Genomic DNA, 21,924 nt, shown 5'->3' with positions numbered 1-21,924 from the left:
CTTATTATTTTTTACAAAATTTAAAAAAAGCAGCCTTCACTGCTTAAATATCCAGCACCAGCTGCCGCATGGCAGCTACCGGACCATAGCTTTCCCGATACAGCCCTGTAATCACACCATAGGTATGCAGTGCCTCTATATGAGCCTTTGTCGGATAGCCCTTGTGACGCGCAAAGCCGTATTGGGGATACTGCCGGTCATACGCTTCCATCATACAATCCCGTGTAACCTTGGCCAAAATGCTTGCGGCTGCAATACTGACGCTTTTCTGATCTCCCTTAACAAGGGAAATCACATCCCGCTCATTATGAGGAAGCGGCATGGCATCCGTTAAAACACCGTCCGCATGTGCAAACATATCGCTTATATCCTGCATCGCCCTCTGGGTCGCACGATAAATATTCAATTCATCGATAATCTTCGGCTCGATGATACGTATATGATATTCCAGCGCCTGCGCAACCACCTCATGGAAAAGGGCTCTTCGCTTCTTATCGCTCAGCTTCTTGGAGTCGTAAATTTCCGGATGGGAATACCCTGGTGGAAAGGCAACGGCCGCAACGACAAGAGGTCCGGCAATGGGACCTCTGCCTGCTTCATCGATGCCTACAATGCAGCGCTTTCCCTGCTGCCACCATACCTGTTCATACTCATTCGCTGTCTGCATACGGCATCTCCCACGTAATTCTTCCCAGCTTGTCATCCCGCAGCTCCCGCAGGAAGGTTTCAATGGTACGCTTCTCATCCATTTCACCCTTGCGCATAAAGCCGCGCTTTTCTGCAATTCGCTCCAGCATGATATAGGGATCCTCGCACACGGCAATGTCATAGCGCTGCTGCAGCGCCTCTTTGTGGTTCGCAATCAGATACCGCATCGCCCAGGCCGCAATTTCCTCCAGCGGGAGGATTTCATCACGTATCGCTCCCGTGATAGCCAGCAGAACACCGACGGTTTCATCCTCAAATTTCGACCACAGCACCCCCGGAGTATCGAGCAGCTCCAGATTCTGGTTCACCTTCGACCACTGCAGTGCCCTTGTCACACCCGGACGATCTCCGGTGACAGCCACCTTTTTTTTGGATATCCGGTTAATAAAAGTGGATTTACCGACATTCGGCACTCCGACAACCATTGCACGAATGGCACGGGGACGGATGCCTCTTCGCTTCATGCGTTCGATTTTCGCCTGCATGAGCAGACGGCTTTCCTCCACGATTCTCGCTATGATATTCTCCTTCAGAATATCCAGCGCCACAACGCGTGTGGTTTCATTCTGCAACGCACTGCACCACAGCTTTGTCGCCGCAGCATCCGCCTTATCCTTTTTGGAAAGTACGATCAGCCGCGGCTTGTTCTGACACAGCTCCTCAATCATCGGATTCTTGCTGGCACTTGGAATACGGGCATCCCGCAGCTCGATCACCATGTCCACCATGTTCAGCTTCTCCTGCATTTCCCGCTTCGCCTTGGTCATATGACCAGGGAACCATTGAATGCGTATTTTATCATCCGCCATTGCCTACATACCTCGCTTTCGAAAACGGCTGGTAAACAAACACCCCTCTGGCGATGATCTGTTCCCGCTGAAACGGCCCTACAGCATCATTTCTTGAATCCAGAGATTCATTACGGTTATCACCAACCAGCAGATATTCATTCTTCCCCAGCTTTTTTGATATATAATCCTGTGTGAAATAAAGCTTATTCGCACTTTTTTTCACCTGTTCCACATACTTCTTATCCAGAAACGGTTCCTCCATCGCCTTTCCATCCACGTACAGAACATCCTCACGGTAGCTGATCGTTTCTCCAGGCAACCCGATGACACGCTTGACCCACAAATCATCACTTCGATATTCTCTGGCAACAACCACATCAAAGCGCTTAATTTCACCGACATAGTTTGCTGCCATATTGATGATTACCGACTCACCTTCCACCAGCGTGGGATACATGGAGGTGCCTCTGACTTCCTCCTTGCGTGCTACAAAGACCAGAATGACCATTGCCGCCACTACAGTGATCAGAATCAGTCGGGCAAAGTCGAGGATAGTATATACAATGTCCAGATTGCTTCTGGTTCTTTTGTTTTTGTTCATATCTTATTCCGCCACTCTCATTTTATTAAACGGCAGCACAATGAAAAAATCCACTGCCTTGATATCCCCGCGCTTGAAGGCCCCCATTTCGCGGGAGTCCTTGCTTGCATAGCGATTGTCCCCCATCAGATAATATTCGTCCTCTCCCAGCTGCACCTCATCAAAATCCTCTGTGAATTTATAATTTTCCGTCAACCGGATACTATCCGCATAATCATTGTCAAGATAAGGCTCCTGAATAGCTGTATCATTGATGTATACCGTATCCCCACTGGCGCGGATCCGCTCACCGGGCAGACCGATGACACGCTTCACCCAATAGGTATGCGTCTTCTTCTTGTCATAGACAATCACGATATCACCGCGCTTGATTTCCTGAAAATGACCGGAAAACGCATTGCCAAATCCGAATTCACCCGTTTTCAGCGTCGGATACATACTGCCTCCCTGTACACGCAGCGGCCGCACAAGATAATTGGCTGTTAGATACACCAGCACAAAACAGACAAGGAATATTTTCAGTAATGAAAACAGGTTGGAAAAAATCACGCCTGCCAGTGATTCGTGTTCTTCCAGTCTGTGTCTGTCCTTCTCCTGCTTCTGCATCGTACACCCTCCAGCCTAAAATAAAAAGTCGAGCAAGACCCGACTTTTTTCCAGCTTAACGAACTTCTTTAATACGAGAAGCCTTACCAGAACGTCCGCGTAAGTAGAATAATTTGTTTCTTCTAACCTTACCGTTACGTACAACTTCGATTTTTTCAACAATTGGAGAGTGAATCGGGAATGTTCTTTCTACACCGATCTGGTTAGAGATTTTACGAACAGTGAATACTTCGTTGATTCCTCCACCCTGCTTTGCGATAACCAATCCTTCAAATACCTGAATACGGGATTTGTCACCCTCTTTGATCTTAACGTGTACTCGAACGGTACTACCTGATTTAAAGAATGGGACATCTTTCTTCAATTGTGATTTTGTTACTTCATTTACTAACTGCATGTTCATAATAATGGCGCTCCTTTTCTATTCATCATAACGTAGAGGCTCTTGAATCATACTGTTCAGCGGAACCGCGTGCCATAAAGGCTTATATATGATATCACAGATCTGGGATATTTGTAAATACTTTTTCAGCCATTTTTTTACAGCGGTAAAGAAGAAGTCGTTTTCAGAAAGGTCGGGTCCTTTCTGCTATTATCATACCATTTTCACCAACTAAAAAAAAGGAGAATGCCGAATTTTACAAAGAAAATCCGAACTGCTCTCCTCCATTTTCAGCCTGCGCTATCCAGCGTTTCCAAATAGGCGAGCATTTGCGAAATATCCTCTGCAATCATCGTCCGTTTACTGCGTTCAATCTGCAGATTTTTTCCGGTCATAATATAGGAAGGAAACAAACGGATATCTCCATCCATCCAGATGCTGCTGCGCAGTCTGTAGGTGGAACCGGCAGGAATGCGCGCTGTATGATTACGCCTGGCAATCATGGTATGCACGCGTATCGCAACATCCCCCATCAGCATAATCACACGCAGATTTTCAAACAGCTTCAGCTCTTCCTCCAGAATGACAGAGCTTTCCTGCAGCTGCTGTTTGGTAAAGCCTTCCCTTGGTTTTGGCAGCTTGCAGGCATTGGTTACGTAAATCCCCCGCGCAAGCAGATGAGCAGGTTCTGAATCCGAAAAAAACGAGCGCAATGATACAGCATATTCACCATCCGTATTCCCATAAAAATCATCTTCATTCCTTAATGGTGCACATTCATTCACCATTACCACACGTATGTGTTCAGGCAGTATCTCTATGTCATTCATAGCCAGCGCCGTATGGGAATACTGTTCCAGATAGCTCTTCATATTCATTTTGAATCTCTCCTTTTCCCAAAAGTATAGCACACCTTCATCGACAGCGTATTGTCATATTCCAAAAAAGGCTAATACAGACCGTATAGGACTGATGGCCTTCATTATGTATTTCTAACCAGTCTTATACTTATCTCCGACATATTTTACCATTGAGATACAAATCCCAGACAAGCTGTCATGATTATTACTTATCAATATAGTGTATGATAATACAGCACGTATCGATCTGTTTCAGTAACTAGCAGTGTTTATTTAAACAGACGCCTTATCTGATACCAATCGTTTTACACGTACTTATACTGCAGCAGATAGAACCAAGTAGTATTGTAAAAAGGCAAAGGACTTCCTTTTATCCTTCACCTTGTTCCTTCTCAGCTTTAATTTCATCCAGCAGCTTCCGTTCTTCTTTTGTAAACTCACGATTTTTCAATAAATCCGGACGTTTCTCCATCGTCTTCTTCAACGATTCCTTTAGCCGCCATTTACGGATATTGGCATGATGACCACTCAGTAAAACATCGGGTACCCGCATTCCCTCATATTCGATGGGACGGGTAAATTGCGGATACTCCAGCAGACCGTTTTCAAAAGAATCATCGCTGTGACTTTCTTCTTTAATAACGTGATCCAGCAGTCGTATGACTGCATCGGAAATCACCAGCGCAGCACCTTCTCCTCCGGTCAATACAAAATCCCCAAGAGATACCTCCATATCCACAAAGGAACGAATGCGCTCGTCAAAGCCCTCATAGTGTCCGCAAAGAATGATCAGATGCTTGATTTCGGAGGCAAAGCGGTGAGCCAGCTTTTGATCAAAGCGATTCCCCTGCGGTGTCATCATAATGACAAAGGAATCCTCACTGCGCACCGATTTCAGACAGTCAACGATTGGCTGGCAGGAAAGCACCATCCCCTGTCCGCCGCCGCACGGTGTATCGTCCACATGATTGTGGCGGTCTAACGTAAACGCCCGAAAATCCACCGTTTCAAATTCCACAAGCCGCTGCTCCAGTGCCCGCTTGATTATGGATGTGGAACGAAAGCTGTCAAAAAACTCAGGAAACAGTGTCAGAACTGTTATCTTCATACAAGCCCCTCCATCAGCTCCACCTTCATCACCTTGTTTTTACGATCAAACTCCTTGACAAAGGCTCTGACAAAAGGAATCAGAATATCCTTATCTTTCGTTTTGACACGCAGGATTGCATTGGCTCCGGTTTCTATGATTTCGCTAACTGTCCCCAGTTGTACACCCTCCATATCATAGACCACGGCATCCTGTAATTCGTGAAAGTACGCTTCAAATTCATCCAGCTCCTGCAGCTCCTCTTCCCGTATGGTCAGCATGCTGCCCTTCCAGCCTTCCACCTGATTGATATCATCATAGCCTTCAAATTTGACAAGCAGCTGTCCCTTGCTTTCCCGTACATGCTGTACCTTCAGGTCAAACTGTCCCTGTGCCAGCTGCAGATGCACAACTGCCCCCTTTTGAAATCGCAGCTGCGGAAAATCCGTAAGCACCTTGACCTTCATTTCACCGCGAAGACCATGTGTATTCACAAGCATACCGATATTGATTTCTTTCATATGTCCTACCTCCAAAAAAAGGATGCGAAAGGCATCCTAATATGATTCAAACTTAATGGTAACTCTTTTATCCTCTTTCCTTGATGCCACAGACATCATCTGACGAATAGAAGAAGCCATCATGCCACGACGTCCGATCAGGCGGGCAACATCATCGCTGTTGGCATATACGTACAACAGAATTTCATTATCCTCCAGTGTCGGCATCATTTTGACAGATACATTGGTCTTATCCTCAACCATCGGTGTTACAAGATCCAACAATACTTTTTCGTAATCGATCATACTCTTTTACTTAGCGTTTTTTTCTTCGTGCAGACGTTTCATAATTCCTTCTTTAGAAAGAATGTTACGAACAGTATCAGAAGGCTGTGCTCCTTCTTTCAGCCACTTTGTAGCCAGTTCTTCGTTCAGCACTACGCTTGCAGGATTTGTTGTTGGATTATAAGTACCGATGATTTCGATAAAACGTCCATCTCTAGGTGCGCGGGAATCCGCAGCGACAATTCTGTAGAAAGGTTTTCTCTTGGAACCCATTCTCTTTAATCTTAATTTTACAGCCATATAATTTCCTCCTATTGGTTATTTTCTTAGCATTACCTTGATAAGTATACCATAGATTATCCGTCTGTCAAGGTTTTTTACTTGACACCCTTGTTTTTTTTTGTGACTATGTTATATTCTTTGAATTTTCTCTGTCAAGATAATTGATAAAAGCGTAGAAATTAGCAGCAGGGACATTCTCTCAACGTTATCAGCAGTCTCTGATGATCCTTTTCTGATTGCTGAATATTTAATGAACGGCATCTGCATACAGACACTGCTGCCATGCAGTGGCAGCTTTAAAGACACTAAGGATGCATCACTTCTCCTGTAAACAGACAACAAGCAGCATGTGCATCAGTTGTCTAATCATCAATTTATTACTCCGCACCCTTTTTGTGCTTTTTTCGAAGGACAACTGCCATAAGAAGTACGGCAAGCGCAACCGCTGACAGCCATAAGGCTTCATTTTGCATATCGGCGGTGCTGACAGCAGCAACTTTCTTTTTTACCGGTTTCTCTGTTTTTTCATGTGTAGAGGATGGTTGCTTCGCGTCTGTAACCGGATGCTCTGGTTGAGTGTTCGGCTGCTTGGGTTCCTCGGGCTGCTCATGTGGCTGCTTCGGCTTTTCTATTGGTTCATTGCCCGCATCCACCTTCTTTTCTGCAACCAGTGCATATAATGAAAACTGATCGGTGGAAAAGGTCATAGTTCCATCCGCATTGGTATGCAATGGGATTTTGGTGATGTTACCGTTATGCAGCCGCACCATATAATAGCTTGTATCCTGTTGTGCTGTTCCCTTAGACAATACAACAGCATAGGAAATCGGCTGTTTCAGCTGCTTAATTTCTCCCAATAAGGCTCCATCATCGCTCACAAGGTGGAAGCTGAAGTCAAAATATTGCAGGGCGGAATGCTGAGCGTCCGTTATATTTGAAAGATACTCCTGTATTATACGCAGATCCGCTGCATCAATTTCCTCTTCTCCAAGCACCTCTGCATTTGCTGTCAGCTGGATAGCTTTTCCTTCATTCATTGCCTGTAAAACGGCAGTTCTAGTTGTTTCATCAAGGACATCCGAAGCAATTTCTCTTCCTTCCGCTATTTCAGAAAGGATATTATCAACTGTACTTTCAATGATATCCTGTGATTTTTCATCCATAATACCTGCTTGACTTGTGCTGGACGGCCTTGATGGATCTAGCGGCTCAATATTCGCTTCCTTGACTTCATAGACAGACACATCACAGGTCGCAGTCACATGATCGATGGTGGCAGTAATGGTACTGGTTCCATTTGCAACTGCTGAAATACTGCCATCCGCATGCACAACAGCAACATCTTCATTCGAGGATGTCCATATGATTTTCTGTGAATCCGCATCTGCAGGAAGTATCTCCGCTTGCAGCGTATGCGTATCCCCCTTTTTCATCAGCAAGTTTTTCTGCATATTGATTTTCTGTACCGGATTCGGCTTTTCAACGGTTACTGTTATGGTTTTCTGTGCATACAGCTTCGTACCGAATCCATACATGGTCACTGTGACCTCTGCATTTCCTTTTTTATCCTTACTGCTCAAGCAGCCGTTGCTGTCAACCTCTACAATACTCTCATCACTGGAGGTCCATTCAATCTTATTATAGTAAATAGATTCCCCTTCCGGCAGCACACTGATTTGCAGCTGCTTCAGCGAGCCGGGCTCCATTACAACGTTATCCACATCAATATCAATGACCTTACCCTCCGCTTCCTGTGTATAAATCACACCTGATTTGGGGTCCGTGATTTTTCCGCTAATCTTTGCCGTCCCACTCTTCTTCGCTACATAATAAGCTGCATCCTGACGTTGTTCGACAGCAATAATACGTTCATCAGCGCTGCTCCACTGTACGGCAGGCTTATCAAAATCCTGGTCCAGCATCACTATGGTTGCGCTCAGCATTTTCTCTTTGTCCGTTCCGCTGTTGTAAAGCGTGGAAATAGAAAACCGAAAGTCTCCAATGCTTTGCTGTGTTACATTCATATGCTCATCACAAACAGATTTTACAGTGACATTTGCATACGTACCTCCAGAAATCACCTTGTATGGATACACCTCGTTCCAGTAATTCGCCGAAAGATCAATCGCGCCTTTTTTTAAATTACAGCGTGTCGCAAAGCCTGCAGAGCCTGGCAATTCTTTTTCTCTTGCAATATAATTGTGATTCACTTGTACCGGTACTGTCTCCGGGGTACTTCCCTTGGGAAGGTAAATCCCATCTCCCTGGCTTCCCTGTGCACCTGTCCCGGCGATTCCATCCTTATTCCAATTTAAAATATGATTTTCTGTTATTGAAAGCAGTTCTTTCACTGTCATGCTTCCCAGCTGAATTGCAGTGTGATTGACATTTCCTATATAATTTCCGGATATATACATCGCACGAACTGGAAGCGTTGAATATACACCGTTTGCCGCATAGCCTTCTTCCCCGATATTATCTATATAGTTGTTTTTTAATTCCACAGTATCGATATACTCATCAGAACCACAATTGATATGTATCGCAGAAATGCTCTTATCTGTGATATTTGTTATCACATTATTCACAATTCTTATTGACCCGCTCGATTTGATTGGAGTACCCCATCCAACGATATTGATTCCCTTGCCATGCAGTGTCAATCCATTGATTTCCAAGGAGTCATCCTCTAAAAGACCGTTTACCTCTATACCACCGGTCAGGATGGTTTCCTCGCTGCTTCTGACACCACCGTTGCTATAGGCACTGACATCAGCACTTGCCCCTTTCAGTATAATCGTCCGAGAAGAAGTATTTGATATTTTCAGCGGCTCGCTATAAGTCCCTGCAGGAATTTGTATTATAGCGTCTTCTCCGGCAGCAACAGCATCTATCGCAGCTTGAATAGTATCATAGTTTTCTTTAGAAGCTAGTTTTAACAATACGATTTTCTTATCAGCCGCATGAATATATCCCAAATCCTGAACCGAAAGAAACAGAAAGGCTGACAGCATTACTGTCATTGCCAGCTTTACAGCATGAACACATCTTTTCATTACAGTACCTCCCTTTTATTTCACAAGGTATACTGTATGAGACATTCCAATATCTGTACTTTTTTTAATAAAACAGCTGTACAGACATCAAATTACAGCTATTATTCTATGGTTTTATGGATGTCTTCAATTGTATACATTATTAAATATTAAATTTATATACTACCCTGCTTTTAACGATTTTGCAATCGTTTACATCAATTTCTGTTTGAAACCTTATGTCCGGCTAGTCTTTATCGTGGTGTTCTCAAAGAAACGCCGTACCAGATACGCGGTTTCTTTCCTGTATGATGTAAAAAGCTTCAGCTCTGGCAAGTGCCACACAGGATAGAAAAAGCATAATCTTTTCTATTCAGACCTAAGAGAAAAAAACAACAGGTGATTTTTACTTGATAATAAAGAAAACAGAGGAATCCACTTAACAGAAGATTGGATTCCCCTTTTTTTATGAACATTTCAGTCCGCAAGAAATCAGATTTTCTCCCTGACATTCCTTAACGAATCACCCTACAAACAGTTATCCCAGTCCCTCGCTGTAGGCGTCTCTTCTAAATCCTTCTGTATAAAATGATGAACTGCCTGTTCCCTGTCCTTTCAGATTTCCATTGACTTAGCTACTGCTTTTCCAACAGAAACATACACATCCTACAATCGAGCATAAAGCCGCATTGTATCAGATTTTTTCGAATAGCGATATTATGAACATCAATATCCCCTATCAGCTTATGAATATCGTGATGCCAGGCCATGTCCATTGCCTTTTGCAGCAGCACGCTGCCAAGCCGCTTTCCCTGATAATCGGCATGTACCCCAATACATCCGATTCCTCCAACATCATCCAGCAGACGATTTACACTGATAAAGCCTGCAGGTTGCCCTTCAACAAGCAGAATCTGAAATAAAATGTCGCTTTCTTCATCATCCAGCAGCTCCTCCATCTGCTTTTGGACTGCCGGATACAGCCCCATACTGGTATGTTCTCTTTGCAAAAGCAAATCCGGTGTAGTTCTGCTTGCGCTCACCATCAGCTCCAGCAGATTTTCCTTCGTCATCTGCTTTGCCGATACGAACTCATAGGAATGCAAATCCCGTTCAGCAGTCATCACTGTGTAGCTTTCCCTTTTGATTTCTATAGGAAACCAGCGCTTCAGCGCCCGATATACGAGTGTATAATTGATTTTGTCCGAATACAGGTCGATGCGCCATTCTCTGCTTCGATCCAGATGGCCAATAACATCCCTTACAAACTGATCAGCCTCCGTCTGCTCGATCGCCTCCAGTGTCAGATTGCCAATGTAGGAATGCTCATCATAAATAACTGCTCTGGCAACCACCTGCTCCTTACGAATCATCACATAGCATTGCTGCAGAGACAGCTCCTGTCTGCTTAACCCCCGTTTCAGGGAACGATTCTGTTCCTTGCTGCTTGCCGGCATCGCTGTCATAGATGCTGCGTACTGCTCTTTACAAATTTCTGTTTTCATTCTTTTGTCCTTTCCTTTCATAAATTTGCTGCATAGGAAAGAAAAAAGCATCCCAAGGGATGCCCAGAACATGCGCTAGCTATCAACACGGCAGTCTGTATCTTTCCTCAGTTTATACGTTTTGAATGTATTCATACAAACCACCTGCCTTTCTTATTATATACGGTACCTTTAAGGTATAACAGTACTATAGCATACTATCCTATACTTTTCCAGATTATTTGTGAAATTCGATCAAATATGTCTGATTGAGCAAAAGCGTGTGATCATCCAGCGGATACGCAAAGAGGACAGCTGTCTCACCATTCAATATCTTTGCATCCAAATGAACCCATCGCTGCTGCGATACAATATAGATATCCAATGCACTGCTCAGCGTACTCTCACTGATATAAAACCCATCATACGGATACAAAATACAGTCTTCTGCCCGCATGTTCTTCGGTAATGGAATCGAATGCTTTTCCTGTGTACGGATATTTAGCAGCTCTATGGAAGAGTCTCTTGCACGATACAAATAATCACTGACAAAGGGAACAGCGCACTGGTAGTCACTGTACTCTGTCCAGGTATTCTTACGGTAATTATACACAATCGGGTAATTCGCTTCGGTCGTAGCATCCACTGCATAGCTTTTTGTTGTAATGATGTGCGTATCGCCAGCCATACGCAGCTCATTTCCCAGCAGATAGCCAGGCAGCCGTTTTGTATCCAGCCTACGACGGGTATTTTCCACCCTGTCCAGTAGCACCCATTGTGCTTCTGTTTTCTCCTTCGCCCATCCCTGTGCCAATGCATACGTGCGATATAGCAGAAACCGCCCGGAGGCACTGCTTTGTACGGTGTTGGCATAGATATGCATTCCAGATTCCGCTTCTGCATGGTAGGATAAATCTCCAATGGATTGCACGTCTGCTGTTTCCGGATTTACCAGATAGGCATTTTGAAAGGTATCCTGCACATATTCGATCACCAGCATTCCGTCCGCCAGTACACGGAATGACGAATCCGGTATTCCAGTGCCCTCCTCCCCTTTTAGATACAGAGGGAGGCACTCGTTTTTCAGATGAACATATTGTAATTGTACGGTCACGGTGCTGTTTTCCACTGGCAGCTGCAGCTCTAAGCTTTTCTTTGGAACAGCGTCTTCTACGATTCGTCCTTTTTCATATACGGTCAACGTATCTTCCCCCGCAATTTTTTCTTCCGGCAGTTTTACATAATAGCGGCAGTCGGCATCCAGATAGGTGATTCCATTGAGGGCTTGTACAGAAACAGGGTCTTCCTTTACCTGCACCTTCTCCTGTCCATTGCTAAACAGTGATAAAAGCCAATCGCGTACCGTATCACTGCACGCATATGCAGTACCTAAGGAAAGCAATGCCAGCAGAAATAAAACAGCAATTCGCCATATATAGACGCTTTTTTTCTTTCGGAGGACTCCGCCTGATCCATCACCTGTTCTTTCCAGCTTTGCGGGCAGTGTATATCATCAAAGCCCCTGAATTTTTTCTCACGCATCCTCTTCACCTCCCAAAAGACTGCGCAGCTCCTGTTTCCCGCGCCGCATCCAGGACTTCACAGTATTCTCGCGTGCGTTCATGAGTCTACTGATTTCCCGTATGGAATAGCCCTCATAATAATATAAATACAAAGCATTGCGATGGTTGGGTACCAGCTCCATCAGCTCATACAGCTCATTGCGTTCCTGTACATCCTCCACCTGAGCAAAGGCTTCACATGCTGAGGATCGTGAAATTCCATCGTCTGTGTATATAGCTTCAAAAAGACATTTTGAAAGATATCCTTTGCATCCTGCTCATTTCCCATCCGCAAATATGCAAGACGGGTCACAGTATCCGCAAAGGCTTCCATAACTTCTTCAAATGTCATATCCGCATAAGTTCTCATGCCGCACTTCCCTCCTAACAAGGAATTTTATCCCCTCTATTATAAACACGATTATATGAGCAAAAAAGTTGCAGTGAAAAACAATTAGCACCTGTAGGACATAATCAGCCTACCGCTTGTATGCAGTCATGCTTATGTAAAGACCTATACAGCTGCTTCAGCTTTTCACAAATAGCTAAAACAGGCTATTTGCAGGCTGCTGCAAAGGGAAAGCATGCACTCCACACCAAGGATAAGTTATAGCTGCAAGGAGGAGAATCATGCATTATGTTCACTTTCTTTGTTGTAACCGTGATCAAAAAACTAGACCAAGGCTTTGATTCTGGAAATCATCCTAATCATGTGAAACAAAAAGGATCAATATAAGCTTGACCCTTTTCATCATATATATCGATCGACTCCTAAGCTGAAAAAAAGCGCGAAAGCCTCTCATCAGGTTTTGCAGTCTGATTATTCATCACTCTACTGAATAAGCCATGGATTTTCCTCGCCGTGCATAAACAGATAGCAGCTCTTCATCGAATGTGTCACCATATCCCGATAGGAATCATCGGTTAAGAAAGCGAGATGCGGTGTTAGCAGTACATTGGGAAAGGAGTTTAATACAGCCATATCATGCTGCTTCAGTATCTTCCCTTTCCTTCGATTGTAATAGATACCGGTTTCTCCCTCGACGACATCCAGCGCAGCTGCACCGACCTTTCCTGATTCTATCGCAGCAATCAACGCCGTATTATCGATCAGAGGACCGCGTGCTGTATTCACGATGATTACACCAGGCTTCATCCGGGCAAAAGCCGCTTCATTGAGCAAATGGTAGGTGGCATCGTTTAACGGTACATGCAGCGTGATAATGTCGCTGTTTTGATACAGGGTATTCAAATCCACATAGGTCACATATTGCTCCATTTCCTTTCGCGGATGTGGATTATAGGCAAGTATTCGGCACCCAAAGCCGGCAATATGACGAATGAGTGTCTGTCCGATGGCTCCCGTCCCAATCACTCCGAGTGTTTTTCCCTTCAGATTGCTGCCCAATACCGCATCAAAGGAATAATCCTGACTGACCGCACTCTGCAAAATCAGCTTCATTTTGCGCAGCGCCATCAGAATCAGCATAATCGTATAGTCCGCCACACTCTCACTCGCATAGGTTGCATTTCCAATATGAATACCGATTTTTCTGGCATAAGCAAGGTCAATGTGATCATAGCCGACAGTACGTGTTGACAGAAAGCGGACACCTACCTCCTGCAATTTCTGCAGCAATGCAGCATCGATCGGTGTTGATAGCACACTGATGCATTCATAGCCCTGACAAAGTTGTGCATTTTCCAGTGTCGGTCGCTGTGCACAGGTATCGATTTCCAGCTGCATCGCTTTTGCACAGGCACTGAAATAAGCAGCTTCCTCTTTTCGATAGCCATATACAAATACCTTCATAAACACCCTCCTCACAAAATACGTATTGCATTCATCAAATCTTGGTTAATATCACTGATTGTAATCTCCTTTTGAAATCAGAATCGTAAGCACCCTTTGGGACCAACAGTTAACTACGCCTTCCTTTTAATAAAAACAAGGCAGTGTATGCCTTGTTATCGTTTTCCTCGTTTTCCGCCCTGACGCATCATCTTATTCATGCTGCGCATGTTTTTCATTGCCCCCATGGCTCCCATACCGCCCATGTTCGGCATTTTACCGGACTTGGTCATAGCACCCATCTGCTTCATGACCTGCTTCATTTTCTCATATTCATTCAACAGTCGGTTTACATCCGCTACCGTTGTACCACTACCTTTGGCAATACGATTCTTTCTGGATGCACGAAGGATATTGGGATTCTCCCGCTCCTCCATCGTCATACTCTGAATGATTGCGGTGCTTTTCTTCATTTTGTTGCCGGCTTTGGCTTCGTCGATCTGCCCTGCCAGCTGGTTCATCCCCGGAATCAGCTTCATCATACCGCCCAGAGACCCCATTTTTTCAAGCTGCTGGAACTGCACAAGCATGTCTGTCAGAGTAAACTGTCCGCTCATCATGCGATTCGCAGATTTCGTGCTCGCTTCGATATCCATTTTATCCTGTGCCTGCTCGACCAGAGACATGATATCTCCCATGCCCAGAATACGATCGGCCATACGATCCGGATGGAACACATCCAAGTCGTCAATTTTTTCACCCAGACCGACAAACTTTACCGGAACCTGTGTGATGGAGCGCACAGACAGAATACCACCGCCTCTGGAATCACCATCCAGCTTCGTCAATACGAGACCGGTAACCTCCAGCTGTTCATGGAAGCTGCCTGCAACATTCACAATATCCTGTCCGGTCATTGCATCGACGGTCAGCAAAATATCATCCGGATGTACAAAAGCCTTGATATCGGACAGCTCCTGCATCAGCTCTTCATCAATATGCAGACGCCCGGCAGTATCAAAGAGCACGGTATCATAGCCGTTTTCCTTGGCATAATCCATTGCCTGCTTCGCTGTTTCCAGCGCCTTGGTCTCCACACCAAGTGAAAAGACCTCAACGCCAATGCTTTCCCCCAGTGTTTTCAGCTGTTCAATCGCTGCAGGACGAATAACATCACAGGCTACCAGCAACGGCTTGCGGCTCTGCTTTTTCTTCATTACGTTGGCGATCTTTGCGGATGCCGTTGTTTTACCGGTACCCTGCAGACCCACCATCATGACAGTTGTTATTCCACTGCTTTTATAATTTACCGGAGCATCCTCGCTTCCCAGCAGCGCTACGATTTCGTCATGAACGATTTTTACAACCATCTGCCCCGGATTCAGAGAGGTCATGACCTCCGTTCCCAGTGCCTGTTCCTTTACGCGGGCAATGAAATCCTTAACGACGCCGTAATTAACATCGGCCTCCAGCAACGACATACGCACCTCGCGCAGCATGTCGTTCATATTTTTTTCGCTCAGCTTTCCCTTTCCGGTTATATTTTTAAACGCCTTTCCCAGACGTTCACTTAGTGATTCAAATGCCATACCTGTTTACCGCCTTTCTCCTAATACCTGTATCACATTATAGCATAGCCTGCTCTTGTTTGTTAAGCATGTTTTCATCTTTGCGATAGATTTCGATTTGAAACTGAATTTTCGTTTTCAGCTCATCCAGCTCCTGCAAGCGCATAGCCGCATCCTTTGGTGTTTTCCAGTAATAGGGCGTCATATGAAACAGTGCCTGAATATCAGCTGCATCCCGAATACAGATAGCAGCTTCCACCGTCTGCGTTTTTTCCAGAATGAAGCCCTCCTGCTGCAGCGTTTCCGACGGATTTTCATAGGGCACATCATACAGGATTTCCTTGAGCCCCATCAGATGCTGCGGACCGGGACCGACCTTGATGAAGATACCACCCGGCTGTAAGACACGCAGAAATTCCTCTGCCTGAAACGGCGCAAACACAGAAAGCACCATATCGGAACAGGCATCACACAGGGGCATATGGAAAACACTCGCCACCGCATATACCGCACCGCTTCTGGCCTTGCACGCTTCATCGACTGCATACTTGGATAAGTCAAAGCCAAGCAGTGTATCCGTTTCCTGTTTCACTCTGTTCGTATAATACCCCTCTCCACAGCCTGCATCTATGACGACTGACGGATGATAGCCCCGTACCAGTTCAACCAGTGCAGCCTGCAGCGGTGCATAATATCCATGGGATAAAAATCGTGTGCGTGCCTTTACCATTTCCCGATCATCCCCGCTGAGTGCTTTATGATGCAGCGCCAGATTGACATATCCACGCTTTGCAATGTCATAGGAATGGTTATTCTGACAGCGCCAAACGCGTTCCTCCCTGACCAGTTTATTTCCGCATTTCGGACATAACAGCATATACCTACCTCATTTCCTATCTAAGTATACCACAGGCAAAATAGGAAAAGTTTGCTTAATTACGGAAATTTAAGGAAAATTGTAGTAAAATAAATACAAAGAGGTGATTTTAATGGAATTTAATGAAGTTGCAGTCACAAGAAAAAGCATCCGTAAATATGCCGCAAGACCGGTGGCAAAGGAGGATATCGAAGCAATGCTTCGCTGTGCCATGGAGGCACCGAGCTGGAAGAATTCCCAGACAGCACGGTATCATGTCATTACATCTTCGACCATGCTGCAGGCTATGAAGCAGGAAGGTCTGGCTCCCTTTAATGCAGAGAACACAAAGGATGCTCCGGTACTCATTGTCACAAGCTTTGTAAAGGATGTGGCCGGCTTTGATAAGGACGGTACCCCGAGCAATGAGCTCGGAAATCTGTGGGGTGCCTATGATCTGGGCCTGCATAATGAAAATCTTTTATTAAAGGCAAGGGATCTTGGGCTTGATACCCTTGTGATGGGCATCCGTGATGCAAAAGCCATACAAAGACTTCTCAACATCCCAGAGACGGAAATTATTGTCAGCGTCATCAGTGTCGGCTACAAGGCCATGGACCCTGAGAAGCCAAAGCGTAAGAAGCTGGACGATATCGTAACGTATTACGAAACATAAAAAAAACCACTCCTGTTTTCCAATCGGAAGAGGAGCGGTTTTTTTGTGCCAGCCTTAACGATTCTGATTCTGGTTGTTGTTGCGCTGGTTCTGGTTGTTTCTCTGGGAGTTGCTCTGGTTGTTGTTATTGAAGTTGTTTTTGAAATCCTGAGAAGAATGCTCTTTGTCGTATTCATTCTGATGATTTCTCTTTTCAGCTTCAACGTCAGCACCTAATTCAATACCCATTTCGTACTGATATAAGTCCTGCTCAACCTGTTTTTCGTTGTACTGTTTTCTTCTTTCCATTTTTCTCACCTCACATTGTTAGTATGGGTGAGTGTTTTCAATTTATACTAAAAAATATCCTCATCAAGCTTCGCTTTCGGGTATACATCCACATGCTCTGTCTTCTCGATGCATTCCTGCAGCAAAGACTCATAATCAAAGCGCGCCTCCAGCCGTTCTGAGCGCTGAATCGTCGGTTTGGTTACCGGGTTTTTCGGCGTAAATATCGTACAGCAGTCCTCAAAGGGCTGTATGGAGATATCATAGGTGTCAATGGCACGGGAAACATTGATGATTTCCACCTTGTCCATGCAGGCAACCGGACGAATAACCGGTGTTGTCGTTACACAGTTAATGGTCTGCATACTTTCCAGCGTCTGACTCGCTACCTGTCCGATGCTTTCCCCATTGACAATGGCAAGACAGTGCTGCTGCTCGCAAAGCCGCTGTGCAATGCGATACATCATACGGCGCATTATCGTAATGGCATAGCTTTCATCACAGTTTTTATAGATGGCAAGCTGTAAGTCTGTGAAAGGCACCACATGGACACGAATATGTCCCTGATACGGGGCAAGCTGACGGGCAAGCTCAAGTACCTTGTCCTGTGCTGCCTGACTGGTGTATGGCGGTGATGCATAATGAACGCATTCGATCGCAACGCCGCGCTTCATGGTCAGATAGGATGCGACCGGGGAATCAATTCCACCGGACAGCATGACCAGCGCCTTCCCGCCGACACCGACCGGATAACCGCCTGCCCCGGCAATTCTGCCGGTCATAATATAGGTATCCTCCTGATGCACCTCGATCTGGATGCGTAACTGCGGCTCCCGCACATTTACCTTCAGTTCAGTGTTCCGCAGAATTTCTCCGGCAACAGCACGATTGATTTCATCGGAAATCATCGGAAACAGCTTGTGACTTCTGCGTGCTTCGATTTTAAAGGTCCGTGCATCGCTTTCCTTCGCCACCTGCAGTGCCGTTTGCTTCATCGCCTCAATATCGGAATCCACGCGGATTGCGAAGGAAAAGGAGGAAATACCGAATACCTTCTGCAGATGCTCGCTGACAGCGTGCGGATCTTCTCCGTTCAGCATGATGTACAGTCTGTCATGGGTACGCTCATAGCTCAGTCTGTCATAATCCCGAAGCGCATTTTTCACATTTGTTAATAAGCGCTTGATGAAATCCTTTTTATTCTTTCCCTTCGTGGACAGCTCTCCGAAGCGGACAAGAATATGGTTATATACAATGTTATTTTGTTCGATAGTCATGATTGATCTCCTTTAAAGCCTGTAAAAAGGCATCGACTTCCTCTCTGGTAGTCAGATGCGACAGGGATATGCGTATTGCATGGGTTGCACGCTGCTCCCCCAACCCCATAGCAAGCAGAACTGCGGAAACCGCTTTACTGTGTGATGAACACGTGCTTTGGGCAGAAACAGCAAAGCCTTTGGCATTCAGTGCATTGAGCATAATTTCACTGCCAATGCGCAGATTGGATATATTGAGGATAAACGGGCTGCCTTCCTCCGGGGAATTGATCACGATATCCTCCATTGCGGACAGCGCTTTACGAAGGTAGCTGTTCAGCTTTTGCACATGGGCATAGGCATCCTCACGCTGTTCCATGGCAAGGCGCAGCGTTTTCGCAAACACAATATTTGTCGGTGCATTGCTGGTGCCGGCTCGTAGTCCGTTTTCCTGCTGACCGCCGCTGATAAGCGGGACCAGCTCTACATTTCTTTTCTTATATAGGATAGCGCTGCCCTTCAGTCCGTAGATTTTATGGGCGGAAAAGGTTGCCAGATCAACACAGGAAAGATCGACCTCCAGCTTTCCCAGCGCCTGTACACCATCCATGTGAAAGAGTGCCCTGGAATTGGCGTGCACGTACTGGGCACATTCACGAATCGCATTCACTGCCCCGGTTTCATTATTCACCATCATCATGGATACCAGAACAGTATCCTTTCGTAATGCTTGCTTCAAATCTTCTACTTCCACGCAACCCTTCGCATTCACGGGAAGATAGGTCACCTCATATCCAAAAACCTCCTGCAGCTGTTCCATGGCATTATGAATGCTAGAATGCTCCACGCAGGTGGTAATCAGATGCTTGCCGCGATTGGCATATTTCCAGGCTGCCCCCTTGATTGCCGCATTGTTGGATTCGCTGGCACAGGAGGTAAACAGAATCTCATCCTTATAAACGTGCAAAAGCTGTGCAATCTGTGCACGGCTTTGTTCCATCAATTTACCGGTTTCCCTTCCCAGCTCATGCAGAGAATCACTGTTGCCGTAATGCTTCTCCAAAAGCCTGGTATAGGTTTTTAAAATTTCCGGGCAAATCGGCGTGGTGGAGGCATAATCCAGATAAATCATGCTACTCCCCCGCATTCAGGATACTTGGATCCTTCTTGTTGATCAGTTTTTCATAAGCTCCCGGATGCATTTTCTCAATGCACTGGATGCCGATTTTCAATGCCTTGGTATACTGCCCGTTTCGAAAGCACAGCTCTGCTCTTGTCAGCTCACTGTCGATATCCGGAAAGGAGGAGCGATACCGGTTTCCAAACACAATCGTATTTTCCACCATAATTGCCATTCCCACCAGATTATTCACACTGTTATATAATGTATAAATATAATCAATCGCACTGCGCAGCTCGGCGTTCAGGCGTTTGACATCCAGCGGAGAATTATCCAGAATCACCTGAATGTCCTTGATCATGATTTCCCCTTTATGCAGGTCATCCTCATATTTTTGTGAAACACTCGGCAGCCGGTGCTTGGACATTTTCACACGAATTTCATTCACAATCAGCTGCAGCTTGATCAGCTGTTTCTTTGCCCGCTCCTCATCACTGCAGGCATTGTCGAGCTTCTGCTTCATTTCACCAACCTCATTGGTGAAGGCAGCCGCACTCTGCTCCAGCTCCTTATATGCAATCAGTATTGTGGAGTATGGCACCTTGTTTTGTGCGATGACCGCTTCCAGCTTGCGCTGCATGTCGTTTAATACGGAAAGGCGCTCATGCACCTCCTGCAGCCGTTGGGTCCAGTTTTCAAAGCCAAACCGTTCATATACGCGGTTATACAGCTCCTCGATAGCTTCCACATCCATATTGATGCTGCGAATCGTATCAAAGAGGATGTCGACATTGTCGCTGACCTCATCGAAGGCAGCCTCTTCCCTGCTCAGCTGTTCGGCAAGCTGGGAAATGCGTTTTTCACAATCGTTGAGATCCTCATGAACGTCCTTCGGATTTCCATTGCGAAGCTTATTCAAATCATTTTTCAGCATATCGCTGATGATATCCAGATTCTTGCGAACCTCCAGATGCTCGGTATACACACCCTTGTTTTTCGCCTGTGCATACTGATAACCGACTTCATCGATTGCTCGCGGAAGAACACCTCTGGCACGTTCATACATGGAAGGCAGGACATCCACCAGCTCCTTTAAATGAGCGACAGATTCCCGTATTTCCTTCTGCTGATCAGCAGCCTTGTTGAATTCGGACGCAAACATCCATTCCTCAAAGGCTGAAAACATCTTTTCAATAGCTGCGATCTCCATTTCCAGATATTCATAGCTCTGGGAGAAGGAAGCACGGTTCTCATTGATATTGCGCTTGATGATACGAAAATCATCCTTCAGCTTATTGATATGTACACGCTGCTCGTTTTCCTGCTCCAAAATGCTGTCCAGTGCCTGATTGACATCCTTTGCGACACCCTCCAGCTCTGCCATCTGTTCCCGCAGCTTCTCCATGCGCCGCTTTGCAGCCTTGGCTTTATGAACATAGATCAGATCATCCGCCTCGGCCAGGGTAACGCTGCATTCCTTCAGCTGCTCCTGAATATTGTCAAAATCCGTACGGCAGCTTTCCACACGCTGACTCATTTCCTCATTGACCCGTGACAGTGCCACAGCCTTGTTCAATTTAAAAGCAAGTGGAATTCCCTTCAGCGAGTTGTAGCTCAGCTCCAGTTCATCCAATTGCTTTCTTGCCTGCTTCTGACGCAGGACCATCATGATGATCGTAAGTATGACGATGGCGACCAGCGCAATCACTATATAGATTAAAACATCAAGGGAAACAACATTTTTGACATTGTTGATAAAATTCTCCATACAGACACCTCTTCCATTCGAATTCACTAGGTATATTGTATCATAATTTATACGATTAAGAAATCAGAAATTATGCTTATTCTAGAAGAAATGATGCGTGTCTTATTTTTCTTTCACACAATGCCGCATCACACATTTATCACTCCTCATGGAAAGGATAGCATTTATAGATAAACAACGCATGTTTCTCTGTCCGTCGAGCTTTTAGAAATCAAAGCTTCAAGGTATTATCTTTAACAGGTTTGTATATGCAGGGATGACGAGCATTCCACAATATGCTAACGATAGGACTATCTGAAAAATTGAGTCATAAAGCTGAAGTGAAAAGTTAAATTCCACTTTCAAAAGGCGAATAAAAAATGTGGAACTTTCTTCTACAAAAGTCTATACAGAGCATAAATATAGCGTTAGAAAGGGTTTCAAATAGGTAGAAGTAAG

Annotated in this window: 23 protein-coding genes; 2 read left to right on the top strand and 21 right to left on the bottom strand. The window is 45.3% G+C overall.

Annotated features, from left to right (window positions below; all coding sequences use genetic code 11):
- Positions 1–43: 43 nt before the first annotated feature.
- The 18 genes from KSZ58_RS09435 to KSZ58_RS09350 all read right to left on the bottom strand — a co-directional run bounded on the left by KSZ58_RS09435 (position 44) and on the right by KSZ58_RS09350 (position 16,420).
- Positions 44–667, bottom strand: a complete 624-nt coding sequence (locus KSZ58_RS09435) for a ribonuclease HII (protein WP_008817327.1) — start codon at positions 665–667, stop codon at positions 44–46.
- A complete protein-coding gene (ylqF, locus tag KSZ58_RS09430; RefSeq protein ID WP_009269168.1) occupies positions 651–1,517 on the bottom strand; it encodes a ribosome biogenesis GTPase YlqF in 867 nt (288 codons plus the stop codon). The genes KSZ58_RS09435 and ylqF overlap by 17 nt, the downstream gene beginning before the upstream one ends.
- Positions 1,507–2,100, bottom strand: a complete 594-nt coding sequence (gene lepB / locus KSZ58_RS09425; RefSeq protein WP_008817329.1) for a signal peptidase I — start codon at positions 2,098–2,100, stop codon at positions 1,507–1,509. Before lepB (KSZ58_RS09425) ends, ylqF begins: the two co-directional genes overlap by 11 nt.
- Before the next feature lie 3 nt (positions 2,101–2,103).
- Positions 2,104–2,706 (bottom strand): signal peptidase I, encoded by a 603-nt coding sequence (gene lepB, locus KSZ58_RS09420; RefSeq protein WP_002608919.1) that lies wholly within the window; start codon positions 2,704–2,706, stop codon positions 2,104–2,106.
- 55 nt (positions 2,707–2,761) lie between these two features.
- On the bottom strand, positions 2,762–3,109 hold the full coding sequence (gene rplS / locus KSZ58_RS09415; RefSeq protein WP_002608918.1) for a 50S ribosomal protein L19: 348 nt from the start codon (positions 3,107–3,109) through the stop codon (positions 2,762–2,764).
- A gap of 269 nt (positions 3,110–3,378) precedes the next feature.
- Entirely contained in the window at positions 3,379–3,966 is a 588-nt protein-coding gene (locus KSZ58_RS09410; protein ID WP_008817330.1) for a hypothetical protein, read from the bottom strand.
- Positions 3,967–4,318: 352 nt separating this feature from the next.
- Complete coding sequence (gene trmD / locus KSZ58_RS09405) at positions 4,319–5,056, bottom strand: tRNA (guanosine(37)-N1)-methyltransferase TrmD (protein ID WP_008817331.1); 738 nt, start codon at positions 5,054–5,056, stop codon at positions 4,319–4,321.
- Complete coding sequence (rimM, locus tag KSZ58_RS09400; RefSeq protein ID WP_008817332.1) at positions 5,053–5,556, bottom strand: ribosome maturation factor RimM; 504 nt, start codon at positions 5,554–5,556, stop codon at positions 5,053–5,055. Before rimM ends, trmD begins: the two co-directional genes overlap by 4 nt.
- 36 nt (positions 5,557–5,592) lie before the next feature.
- The gene (locus tag KSZ58_RS09395; protein ID WP_002608914.1) at positions 5,593–5,841 is read right to left on the bottom strand and encodes a KH domain-containing protein; all 249 of its coding nucleotides are present in this window, start codon (positions 5,839–5,841) and stop codon (positions 5,593–5,595) included.
- A 6-nt stretch (positions 5,842–5,847) separates the two neighbouring features.
- The gene (gene rpsP / locus KSZ58_RS09390; RefSeq protein ID WP_002608913.1) at positions 5,848–6,120 is read right to left on the bottom strand and encodes a 30S ribosomal protein S16; all 273 of its coding nucleotides are present in this window, start codon (positions 6,118–6,120) and stop codon (positions 5,848–5,850) included.
- Positions 6,121–6,479: 359 nt separating this feature from the next.
- Positions 6,480–9,158, bottom strand: a complete 2,679-nt coding sequence (locus KSZ58_RS09385) for an Ig-like domain-containing protein (RefSeq protein WP_021420808.1) — start codon at positions 9,156–9,158, stop codon at positions 6,480–6,482.
- 614 nt (positions 9,159–9,772) lie between these two features.
- Positions 9,773–10,642, bottom strand: a complete 870-nt coding sequence (locus tag KSZ58_RS09380) for a GNAT family N-acetyltransferase (protein ID WP_008817334.1) — start codon at positions 10,640–10,642, stop codon at positions 9,773–9,775.
- 217 nt (positions 10,643–10,859) lie between these two features.
- Positions 10,860–12,023 (bottom strand): hypothetical protein, encoded by a 1,164-nt coding sequence (locus KSZ58_RS09375; protein ID WP_008817335.1) that lies wholly within the window; start codon positions 12,021–12,023, stop codon positions 10,860–10,862.
- A gap of 132 nt (positions 12,024–12,155) precedes the next feature.
- Complete coding sequence (locus tag KSZ58_RS09370) at positions 12,156–12,365, bottom strand: RNA polymerase sigma factor (RefSeq protein WP_009589038.1); 210 nt, start codon at positions 12,363–12,365, stop codon at positions 12,156–12,158.
- Complete coding sequence (locus KSZ58_RS09365) at positions 12,326–12,553, bottom strand: RNA polymerase sigma factor (protein WP_008817337.1); 228 nt, start codon at positions 12,551–12,553, stop codon at positions 12,326–12,328. Before KSZ58_RS09365 ends, KSZ58_RS09370 begins: the two co-directional genes overlap by 40 nt.
- A 462-nt stretch (positions 12,554–13,015) precedes the next feature.
- Positions 13,016–13,996: a D-isomer specific 2-hydroxyacid dehydrogenase family protein gene (locus KSZ58_RS09360; RefSeq protein ID WP_008817338.1), complete on the bottom strand. Its 981-nt coding sequence runs from the start codon at positions 13,994–13,996 to the stop codon at positions 13,016–13,018.
- Between the two features lie 155 nt (positions 13,997–14,151).
- Complete coding sequence (ffh, locus tag KSZ58_RS09355; RefSeq protein ID WP_008817339.1) at positions 14,152–15,564, bottom strand: signal recognition particle protein; 1,413 nt, start codon at positions 15,562–15,564, stop codon at positions 14,152–14,154.
- A 37-nt stretch (positions 15,565–15,601) separates the two neighbouring features.
- Entirely contained in the window at positions 15,602–16,420 is an 819-nt protein-coding gene (locus tag KSZ58_RS09350; protein WP_008817340.1) for a putative RNA methyltransferase, read from the bottom strand.
- 112 nt (positions 16,421–16,532) lie between these two features.
- Between KSZ58_RS09350 and KSZ58_RS09345 the strand changes: the two genes are divergently transcribed.
- Positions 16,533–17,075, top strand: a complete 543-nt coding sequence (locus KSZ58_RS09345; RefSeq protein WP_009269174.1) for a nitroreductase family protein — start codon at positions 16,533–16,535, stop codon at positions 17,073–17,075.
- A 45-nt stretch (positions 17,076–17,120) separates the two neighbouring features.
- Positions 17,121–17,291 carry a hypothetical protein gene (locus tag KSZ58_RS09340; RefSeq protein ID WP_009589076.1) on the top strand — a complete coding sequence of 57 codons (171 nt, stop codon included), beginning with the start codon at positions 17,121–17,123 and terminating at the stop codon, positions 17,289–17,291.
- A 119-nt stretch (positions 17,292–17,410) separates the two neighbouring features.
- Here the strand turns inward: KSZ58_RS09340 and thiI are convergent, their stop codons facing one another.
- The 3 genes from thiI to KSZ58_RS09325 are packed head-to-tail and all read right to left on the bottom strand — an operon-like array spanning position 17,411 to position 21,486.
- On the bottom strand, positions 17,411–18,619 hold the full coding sequence (gene thiI / locus KSZ58_RS09335) for a tRNA uracil 4-sulfurtransferase ThiI (RefSeq protein WP_002608903.1): 1,209 nt from the start codon (positions 18,617–18,619) through the stop codon (positions 17,411–17,413).
- Positions 18,600–19,730, bottom strand: coding sequence for a cysteine desulfurase family protein (locus KSZ58_RS09330; protein ID WP_009269175.1), 1,131 nt, complete (start codon positions 19,728–19,730; stop codon positions 18,600–18,602). The genes thiI and KSZ58_RS09330 overlap by 20 nt, the downstream gene beginning before the upstream one ends.
- 1 nt (position 19,731) lies before the next feature.
- Complete coding sequence (locus KSZ58_RS09325; RefSeq protein WP_008817344.1) at positions 19,732–21,486, bottom strand: septation ring formation regulator EzrA; 1,755 nt, start codon at positions 21,484–21,486, stop codon at positions 19,732–19,734.
- Between the last annotated feature and the right edge of the window lie 438 nt (positions 21,487–21,924).

This window comes from Erysipelatoclostridium sp. DFI.2.3 (assembly GCF_019132535.1).
GTDB lineage: Bacteria > Bacillota_I > Bacilli_A > Erysipelotrichales > Erysipelotrichaceae > Clostridium_AQ > Clostridium_AQ innocuum.
Note: the sequence above shows the minus strand (reverse complement) of the source record. Positions and strands in the feature narration are given on the sequence as shown.

Excerpts from the sequence above, each read along its gene's own strand:
- KSZ58_RS09435 (WP_008817327.1), bottom strand. The coding sequence starts at position 667 with ATGCAGACAGCGAATGAGTATGAACAGGTATGGTGGCAGCAGGGAAAG.
- ylqF (WP_009269168.1), bottom strand. The coding sequence starts at position 1,517 with ATGGCGGATGATAAAATACGCATTCAATGGTTCCCTGGTCATATGACC.
- lepB (WP_008817329.1), bottom strand. The coding sequence starts at position 2,100 with ATGAACAAAAACAAAAGAACCAGAAGCAATCTGGACATTGTATATACT.
- lepB (WP_002608919.1), bottom strand. The coding sequence starts at position 2,706 with ATGCAGAAGCAGGAGAAGGACAGACACAGACTGGAAGAACACGAATCA.
- rplS (WP_002608918.1), bottom strand. The coding sequence starts at position 3,109 with ATGAACATGCAGTTAGTAAATGAAGTAACAAAATCACAATTGAAGAAA.
- KSZ58_RS09410 (WP_008817330.1), bottom strand. The coding sequence starts at position 3,966 with ATGAATATGAAGAGCTATCTGGAACAGTATTCCCATACGGCGCTGGCT.
- trmD (WP_008817331.1), bottom strand. The coding sequence starts at position 5,056 with ATGAAGATAACAGTTCTGACACTGTTTCCTGAGTTTTTTGACAGCTTT.
- rimM (WP_008817332.1), bottom strand. The coding sequence starts at position 5,556 with ATGAAAGAAATCAATATCGGTATGCTTGTGAATACACATGGTCTTCGC.
- KSZ58_RS09395 (WP_002608914.1), bottom strand. The coding sequence starts at position 5,841 with ATGATCGATTACGAAAAAGTATTGTTGGATCTTGTAACACCGATGGTT.
- rpsP (WP_002608913.1), bottom strand. The coding sequence starts at position 6,120 with ATGGCTGTAAAATTAAGATTAAAGAGAATGGGTTCCAAGAGAAAACCT.
- KSZ58_RS09385 (WP_021420808.1), bottom strand. The coding sequence starts at position 9,158 with ATGAAAAGATGTGTTCATGCTGTAAAGCTGGCAATGACAGTAATGCTG.
- KSZ58_RS09380 (WP_008817334.1), bottom strand. The coding sequence starts at position 10,642 with ATGAAAACAGAAATTTGTAAAGAGCAGTACGCAGCATCTATGACAGCG.
- KSZ58_RS09365 (WP_008817337.1), bottom strand. The coding sequence starts at position 12,553 with ATGAGAACTTATGCGGATATGACATTTGAAGAAGTTATGGAAGCCTTT.
- KSZ58_RS09360 (WP_008817338.1), bottom strand. The coding sequence starts at position 13,996 with ATGAAGGTATTTGTATATGGCTATCGAAAAGAGGAAGCTGCTTATTTC.
- ffh (WP_008817339.1), bottom strand. The coding sequence starts at position 15,564 with ATGGCATTTGAATCACTAAGTGAACGTCTGGGAAAGGCGTTTAAAAAT.
- KSZ58_RS09350 (WP_008817340.1), bottom strand. The coding sequence starts at position 16,420 with ATGCTGTTATGTCCGAAATGCGGAAATAAACTGGTCAGGGAGGAACGC.
- KSZ58_RS09345 (WP_009269174.1), top strand. The coding sequence starts at position 16,533 with ATGGAATTTAATGAAGTTGCAGTCACAAGAAAAAGCATCCGTAAATAT.
- thiI (WP_002608903.1), bottom strand. The coding sequence starts at position 18,619 with ATGACTATCGAACAAAATAACATTGTATATAACCATATTCTTGTCCGC.
- KSZ58_RS09330 (WP_009269175.1), bottom strand. The coding sequence starts at position 19,730 with ATGATTTATCTGGATTATGCCTCCACCACGCCGATTTGCCCGGAAATT.
- KSZ58_RS09325 (WP_008817344.1), bottom strand. The coding sequence starts at position 21,486 with ATGGAGAATTTTATCAACAATGTCAAAAATGTTGTTTCCCTTGATGTT.